At 38.2% G+C, this 6479-nt stretch carries 11 protein-coding genes and 1 pseudogene; all 12 read left to right on the plus strand.

Annotated features, from left to right (window positions below; translation table 11 throughout):
* The first annotated feature begins 388 nt into the window (after nucleotides 1–388).
* Nucleotides 389–1000 carry an HNH/ENDO VII family nuclease gene (locus H5201_RS21870; RefSeq protein WP_259399733.1) on the plus strand — a complete coding sequence of 204 codons (612 nt, stop codon included), beginning with the start codon at nucleotides 389–391 and terminating at the stop codon, nucleotides 998–1000.
* A 10-nt stretch (nucleotides 1001–1010) separates the two neighbouring features.
* The gene (locus H5201_RS21875; protein ID WP_182785390.1) at nucleotides 1011–1463 is read left to right on the plus strand and encodes an SMI1/KNR4 family protein; all 453 of its coding nucleotides are present in this window, start codon (nucleotides 1011–1013) and stop codon (nucleotides 1461–1463) included.
* A gap of 38 nt (nucleotides 1464–1501) precedes the next feature.
* Nucleotides 1502–1846 carry an immunity protein YezG family protein gene (locus H5201_RS21880; RefSeq protein ID WP_182785391.1) on the plus strand — a complete coding sequence of 115 codons (345 nt, stop codon included), beginning with the start codon at nucleotides 1502–1504 and terminating at the stop codon, nucleotides 1844–1846.
* 335 nt (nucleotides 1847–2181) lie between these two features.
* Nucleotides 2182–2841, plus strand: coding sequence for an HNH/ENDO VII family nuclease (locus tag H5201_RS21885; protein WP_259399734.1), 660 nt, complete (start codon nucleotides 2182–2184; stop codon nucleotides 2839–2841).
* Between the two features lie 9 nt (nucleotides 2842–2850).
* Nucleotides 2851–3285 carry a hypothetical protein gene (locus H5201_RS21890; protein ID WP_182719691.1) on the plus strand — a complete coding sequence of 145 codons (435 nt, stop codon included), beginning with the start codon at nucleotides 2851–2853 and terminating at the stop codon, nucleotides 3283–3285.
* A complete protein-coding gene (locus tag H5201_RS21895; protein ID WP_182719692.1) occupies nucleotides 3282–3701 on the plus strand; it encodes a tol-pal system YbgF family protein in 420 nt (139 codons plus the stop codon). Before H5201_RS21890 ends, H5201_RS21895 begins: the two co-directional genes overlap by 4 nt.
* A gap of 25 nt (nucleotides 3702–3726) precedes the next feature.
* Nucleotides 3727–4062: a DUF600 domain-containing protein gene (locus tag H5201_RS21900; protein WP_182762738.1), complete on the plus strand. Its 336-nt coding sequence runs from the start codon at nucleotides 3727–3729 to the stop codon at nucleotides 4060–4062.
* A gap of 40 nt (nucleotides 4063–4102) precedes the next feature.
* Nucleotides 4103–4951 carry a hypothetical protein gene (locus H5201_RS21905; RefSeq protein WP_182785392.1) on the plus strand — a complete coding sequence of 283 codons (849 nt, stop codon included), beginning with the start codon at nucleotides 4103–4105 and terminating at the stop codon, nucleotides 4949–4951.
* Between the two features lie 122 nt (nucleotides 4952–5073).
* Nucleotides 5074–5541, plus strand: coding sequence for a YrhA family protein (locus tag H5201_RS21910; RefSeq protein WP_182785393.1), 468 nt, complete (start codon nucleotides 5074–5076; stop codon nucleotides 5539–5541).
* Between the two features lie 24 nt (nucleotides 5542–5565).
* Nucleotides 5566–5901: pseudogene (locus tag H5201_RS21915) on the plus strand (DUF600 domain-containing protein).
* 224 nt (nucleotides 5902–6125) lie between these two features.
* Nucleotides 6126–6275, plus strand: a complete 150-nt coding sequence (locus H5201_RS21920; RefSeq protein ID WP_182740481.1) for a hypothetical protein — start codon at nucleotides 6126–6128, stop codon at nucleotides 6273–6275.
* 7 nt (nucleotides 6276–6282) lie between these two features.
* A partial coding sequence (locus tag H5201_RS21925; RefSeq protein WP_310736959.1) for a GAD-like domain-containing protein occupies nucleotides 6283–6479 on the plus strand: 197 nt, incomplete at its 3' end.

Here is a 6479-nt window from a genome sequence, read left to right on the forward strand (position 1 = left end):
GCTAGGCGCTAATACAGCCGCTGATTAGTGCCCTGCCTTTCATTTTTGCACAAGTAAATTCGAGTCTACGCATTCGTAGCAGCGGGTTTACCCCGCGACATAATTCCCCCGCAGCCCACAACGAATTATTATTTGATGATAAAGCCAATGACAGCAACGAATCGATGGAAGGCGCTATTGCAGTATTCCGGCTCTTTACCCAACGAAAGTAGGCAAAGGCGACCCTGTTCAGTATTTACGTAAAATAAACTGGCAAGACTTAGGCAAACAAGCCGCCAGTGAAGTAAAAGCAGTTATTAAAAGCTTTAGAGATACTCTTAATGATATTTCAACCAGCTGGAAATACGACCTCCTACTGCCAGACTCAGCCATTGACGGCATGCAAGCTATGGTCAAACAGCTTGATGAAGTCACCCCGCAAATAGACCAAGGCGTAAGAAACGCCGCAAATGAAATTGGCAATCGCGTAAATAAAGCCCTCGATGAATTTGAGCCACCGGCAAGCACAGGCGTAGTGGGCAAACCGAAGAAGACGGTAGCCAATGAATTAGAGCCGCCGAAAGGGAATGATTTAAAAGGGGCTGAAAGTAAAAAACTCTCTAATTCAACCGACAAAAAATACAGCTCAAATTTAGTTAATAATCGCAAGATATATAAAACCGATCTTGACTTTGCGTCAGGAATACCTACACATGTTGATTCAAGTGTACATAAAAGTATTAGAGCTAAAATTGAAGATGGTTGGTCAAATCTTGATTTAATGAAAAATGGTAATGCCCCTATAGGCAAAGACGGTAAGCAAATAAACTTACATCACATTTTGGGACAAGAGCCAAGCCCAATGGTTGAGCTTTTATCTTCGACCCATAAAAAACACCATAAAGCTTTACACGGCCTAATCGAGGATGGTAAAAGCTTTAGGAATAACCCTTCGCTCCAATATCAGTATGAAAAATTTAAAAAAGAGTACTGGAAGATTAGAGCAAAAGATTTTGAGTAGGTAAATCTGTATGAATAAATATAGTGAGTTAATCAAACAACTTGATTTGAGTGAACACGAAACCTTTTGGCAAGGTTCGGCTGACTTGAAAGAAATAGCACTACTTGAACAGCTAATTTCGATAAAACTCCCGCCTTCATTAGTTGGTTTTTTAAAAGAATGTGGTGGAGGTGGGACAATCGATGCGGAGGTATCTGGTATTGAAGATAATAATGCTACTTTGAAGCGTGGAGGAACGATATTAGGTGACACACTAGATTGCAGGGAAACATTTGAATTACCCCCCCATTTAATTGTAATTTTTTATAAAGAAAATGAAATTTGTTGGTGCTTAGATTCTAATACCCAAGAAAAAGAATACCAACTGGTTAATTATAATTTATTTAAAAAACAAGTTGACGGAGTAATAGCTGATTCCTTCCTCTCATTCTTTTGTGATTATGTTGAACTTAGAACCTCGTAGAATCTATTAAAGCTAATTGAACACGCTAAGGACAGCACATGCAACCAGAAATAAAAAAAATCCCCCAACAACTTGGGCAATACTTGTACCAGCAAATAAATGAGCCGTGGCTTGAAGCTCAACTGATTTTAAATTGCGAAGATGAAAACGTACTTGAATGCACAGCTCACTATCAAACAGCGGATGATGCAAGCGAACAACCAATTACCGTGACAGACGAGATAGTCGGTTTATTCAACACCCTATTTGATAAAGCCACCCAACACCAACCCGAAAACTGGACGCGCGCTATTTTTACCATAACGCGCCAAGGCCAATTTAACCTAAACTTTGAGCGGGATAACAATAATGATGAAGTTATCACTGCACAGCAAACACATTAATTCATAACCTAGATTCAAATAAATAATTACCGGCTCTTTAACAACATGGATGTTGTCAGGCTAGGCGCTACAATCTTTCAAGATTAGCGCCCTAGCCTTGTATTAGCTTTTACTCCATAAACGATTGAATACTCTGTAATAAAAGGCGTAGGTAAAGTCGTAATTAAAAACAGCGGAGAGTCCATGGAAGCCGCTATTGCAGTCCTCCGGCTTTTTACCCAACGAAAGTAGGCAAAGGCGACCCAGTAAAATACCTGCGTGAAATAAACTGGCAAAATTTAGGCAAGCAAGCCGCCAGTGAAGTAAAAGCAATTATTAAAAGCTTTAGAGATACCTTGCAAGATATTTCAACCAGCTGGAAATACGACCTCCTACTGCCAGACTCGGCCATTGACGGCATGCAAGCTATGGTCAAACAACTTGATGAAGTCACCCCGCAAATTGACCAAGGCATTAAAAATGCCGCAAATGAAATTGGCAATCGCGTAAACAAAGCCCTCGATGAGTTTGAGCCACCGGCAAGTACAGGTGTAGTAGGGAAACCGAAGAAAACAGTAGCCAATGAATTAGAGCCGCCGAAAGGGAATGATTTAAAGGGGGCTCAAAGCATTAACCCAAACATTACAAAACCTAAGAAACTTCGCAAGATATCAAACCGCTTGAAATACCTTGGTAAAACTCCAGGCAAAGCATCTCGTACAGGCAAAAAAGTCATTGCGAAGATGAAAGCAAAAGGCAAAATAAGGGAGTCATTCAAAGGTACCGAATTTCAAGCGAGTGATAATCAATGGTACCCACTCTCTCAAGCTGATATGGCACATGACCCGACAGATGCAGTAAAATGGTGGAATACTACAGGCAGACAATACGGCGCAAAATCAAAAGAAGTGCGAGAATGGATGTTAGACTCTAATAATTATACTCTAGATCATTACAGTATTAACCGCTCAGCTGGTGCTAAGCTTAACGATAGATATTTACCCCCGAAAAAGTAAGGAAAGATAATGGAAAATTTACCTATAGACTTGCGCGATAAAATCGATGCTCTCTATATTTCTGCATACAAAGCATTAGAAGTCAAAAATGTTGACATCGCAAAAAAAAAAGCAGACGAAGCATGGGGGTTATTACCTGAGCCTAAATTTGATTGGGATGTCACTCTCAGTTTTGTTACTGCAATTTGCGAAATGTATCGAGAGTTAACACTTTACAATGATGCGCTGCAAATCATAGAGCAACTCTTAGAATATCGAGATAAAAATAAGGTAGGTGGGTTTCACGGTGGAATTATTTTTTTAAAAGCTACTATTTATTATGAAATGGAACAATTACCAATTTCTTATCAATGGTTTAATAAAGCAAACGACATGTCAAGAGGTCGCTGCTTCGTTGATGAACCTAAAAAATACAAAACTTTTTTTAATGAGTATAACCAATGAACGTACATGACCAAATAGATGAGTATTGCGAGCAAGGCAATGATCTTTTTGATGAAGAAGACTTTCAAGGCGCAATTACACTCTGGCAAAAAGCCTTTGATTTACTCACCGACCCAGATGAGGATTGGGAGCAAGCGGTTTGGCTTAAAGTATCTATCGGTGATAGTTATTATATGCTTGATGAATATGAACAATCCCTTGATGCAATGTTAGATGCATTAAACTACCCTGAAGCACTCGATAACCCATTTATTCACTTTAGAGCTGGCCAATGTCATTATCAGTTAGACGACAAAGAAAGAAGTAAAAATGCTTTACTTAAGGCCTATATGTTAGCCGGAAAAGAAATATTTGAAGATCACGAAGAAGATGGACTTTTTTACTATGACTTTTTGAAGTCCGAAGTCCAGCTATAAACGAACATAACGCTAAGGACAGCACATGCAACCTGACATTAAAAACATCCCACAACAACTCGGTCAGTACCTTTATCAGCAAATAAAAGAGCCGTGGCTTGAAGCACAACTTATTTTAAATTACGAAGATGAAAGCGTACTTGAATGCAAAGCGCATTATCAAACTGCTTCCGATGCAAGCGAACAGCCGATTACCGTGACAGACGAGATAGTCGGTTTATTCAACACCCTATTTGTGAATGCCACTAAACACCAACCAGAAAACTGGACGCGCGCCATTTTCACGATTAATCGCCAAGGCCAATTTAATCTCAATTTTGAGCGTGAGAATACCGTTCATGACATCATCGTTACTTCGTAAATGCACTAGAAAGCCAATTTAAAATTTAAGGATGAATGAAATGAAAAAGCTCAATGTGGGTTCTACATTACTAAACAAAATATTTAAGTCAAAAAAATCTACCCTTGTATCTAAAATCCTCGAGTTGGGTAAAACGATAGAAGACCCTGAACGTATGTTTAGCTTCTCTGGAATGCGAGAGGATTTAAGTGAATTATTAGCTAGTTCGCAAACAAATGAAGAAAAGCTATACGCAAATTACTACTTATCAATGATTTACTCTAAGAGTTATGATTATGAATCTGAAATTATTAGTCACTCAACGATAGCTTTGGAATTAAATGCAACTTTAAAAAAGTTAAATCAAGAGCAAGTATTTTCTTTAAATCACCGCTTATACGAAGCATATAGTGAATTCAATGAACATCAAAATGCACTTGAATACTTACAAGCAGCAATCGCTAATGCTAACCACCGTACTCAAAAAGAAGTGTCTAATTTAATTGCATTAAAAGCGGCTTGCTTCCATGAAGTTGGGCGATATGAAGAAGCGTTGCAGCTTAATAAAGAAATTTTGAGTAATCCTGATTTAGAAGAAATAAAACATCTCATTTTAAATAATTTAGCAAACAATAGTTACGAACTTGGTTTGATGGAAGATGCTGAGCATTACCTAAAAGAAATGTCAAAAACAGACTGTGGTTACCCTGAAGATACTTTTATAAATAAGTTTAACAGCATATTCCAACTAGCCGTGCTTAAATTTGAATTAGGCGAAATTGAAAAATCAACCAATCTATTTCAGCAACGACTGAAGCTTGCCATTGATTATGGTGACTGTGACTATATTGAAGAAGCCGAAATAGACATTCAGCAATTATATGAAAAACAGCTATCTCAGCAAAATTAAACTTGATTTGAAAAGGCTTAAGTAGCGCTAGCTTAGCATGCAAAAATGTTATGGGTTAAAGCCCTTTTATTAGATCTCTTTGACCTTTTTAAGTTTCTATGTAGGGGCAGACCAAAGTTACTATGAGTGATATAAAAAAGTTAATTAATTACCTGATAGAGAAAAACTCAGAAGAGCAAACTCACTTTGGCGAAGGTTTTTTTCTAACGCCTATCAGTTTGGATGAGGTAAAAGCTTTTAGTGCGTATTTCACCAAAGCCTTCAAGTTTCAACCTCCAAGTGAATTTTTAGATCTATTAAAAATATCAAATGGCTTTTCTGTAAATGGATTAAATCTCTATAGTGCTAAAGAACAAAATGAACCATATTACTTAGCTGGAATTATTGAAGCCAATCAAGAATTTCATGTAGAAGAATCTTTACGTAATTTCGTCGCTTTTTGTGATGAAAGCAGCTCAAGGGTGGTTTATCACTTAGAGGTAAATCAATTTCAGATTGTAGACTCTTTCACGTGGGAAGAGCTAGAAAGTTTCCCGACTTTAACTTTGGCGATAAGCTCTTTACTTAAAACAGCAAATATTTTTGAATAAATCAAACAACGCTAAGGACAGCATATGCAACCAGACATAAAAAACATCCGCCAACAACTCGGTCAGTACCTTTATCAGCAAATAAAATAGCCGTAGCTTGAAGCACAACTTATTTTAAACTGCGAAGATGAAAGCGAGCTTGAATGCAAAGCTCACTATCAAACAGCGGATGATGCAAGCGAACAACCAATTACCGTGACAGACGAGATAGTCGGTTTATTCAAACAAGTATTTGATAAAGCCACAAAGCACCAACCAGAAAACTGGACGCGGGCTATTTTTACCATTAATCGCCAAGGCCAATTTAATCTCAACTTTGAGCGTGAGAATACCGTTCATGAAGTAATCACAGCGCAGTAAATGTACTCATTGATAACTTGAATTCAAGTAAAAATAAACCCGCTTTTTAACAACATGGATGTTGTAAGGCTGAGCGCTAGAATCGTTTAAGATTAGTGTTTAGCCATACATTTTTGCGTGCCTGCACAACACATCCACAGACACCATTTAGCTGTTAGTTATGTACTCTCATTCCGCTCGCTTCAACATGGTAACGACCATTGCAACGGCTCTTTAGGTCCGCAGTGGGCCAAAGCAGAGCTATAGGAAGTAAAAAAGGGGATAAAACACGCGTGCAATTAATGGATGAGCAAATAGAAAAAGCATTTAAAAAACATGGGCCAAATGCTAAGTTAAACATTCAACTTGAGCGCTGCCCGTTAAACAAAAAGTAGAGAGCCCATGATAGAAACGAATGATGACGCCTTAGATTATTTTCTAAGCAAATTTAGGCAACCAACAACAACTGTACCCGCGACTACCGCTGATATAGAAGCGTATCGAGGGAAACTGCCTGACCAGCTACTTGAATACTGGCAAATACTCGGGTTCAGCGGCTTTGCCGATGGTTTATTTTGGCTGACAAATCCAGCGGATTA

The organism is Pseudoalteromonas sp. SG43-6 (assembly GCF_014164365.1).
Lineage (GTDB): Bacteria > Pseudomonadota > Gammaproteobacteria > Enterobacterales > Alteromonadaceae > Pseudoalteromonas > Pseudoalteromonas rhizosphaerae.

Bases quoted from the DNA above. Each gene is read 5' to 3' on its own strand.
- H5201_RS21875 (WP_182785390.1), top strand. From the start codon at position 1,011: ATGAATAAATATAGTGAGTTAATCAAACAACTTGATTTGAGTGAACAC.
- H5201_RS21905 (WP_182785392.1), top strand. From the start codon at position 4,103: ATGAAAAAGCTCAATGTGGGTTCTACATTACTAAACAAAATATTTAAG.
- H5201_RS21895 (WP_182719692.1), top strand. From the start codon at position 3,282: ATGAACGTACATGACCAAATAGATGAGTATTGCGAGCAAGGCAATGAT.
- H5201_RS21900 (WP_182762738.1), top strand. From the start codon at position 3,727: ATGCAACCTGACATTAAAAACATCCCACAACAACTCGGTCAGTACCTT.
- H5201_RS21890 (WP_182719691.1), top strand. From the start codon at position 2,851: ATGGAAAATTTACCTATAGACTTGCGCGATAAAATCGATGCTCTCTAT.
- H5201_RS21870 (WP_259399733.1), top strand. From the start codon at position 389: ATGGTCAAACAGCTTGATGAAGTCACCCCGCAAATAGACCAAGGCGTA.
- H5201_RS21880 (WP_182785391.1), top strand. From the start codon at position 1,502: ATGCAACCAGAAATAAAAAAAATCCCCCAACAACTTGGGCAATACTTG.
- H5201_RS21910 (WP_182785393.1), top strand. From the start codon at position 5,074: ATGAGTGATATAAAAAAGTTAATTAATTACCTGATAGAGAAAAACTCA.